Annotated in this window: 1 protein-coding gene; it reads left to right on the forward strand. The window is 40.6% G+C overall.

Annotation, left to right across the window (positions count from 1 at the left end):
* Nucleotides 1-271: hypothetical protein (locus AX663_RS09410; protein WP_156430782.1), on the forward strand; the 271-nt coding region annotated here is incomplete at both ends.

The raw sequence follows: 271 nt of genomic DNA on the forward strand, positions 1-271 counted from the left end.
AAGATGCAACATCGACAGATATCCAAGGTCAAACACAATCTGGTAAACCAACCTTTACTGAAGGTGATCCAAATGTTCCAATTGATGAAGATACACCAGCGACCTTTGAAGATGGATCAACTACGAAGACAGTAGATGGTGAAGGAACATACACCGTTTCTCCAGATGGTACAGTAACTTTCGTACCAGAAAAATCATTTACTGGAACTGCTTCAGGTGTAACAGTGAAACGTATGGATAAGAACGGAACTGAAATCACAGCTAAGTACAC

This window comes from Streptococcus sp. CCH8-H5, assembly GCF_001556505.1.
Classification (GTDB): Bacteria; Bacillota; Bacilli; order Lactobacillales; family Streptococcaceae; genus Streptococcus.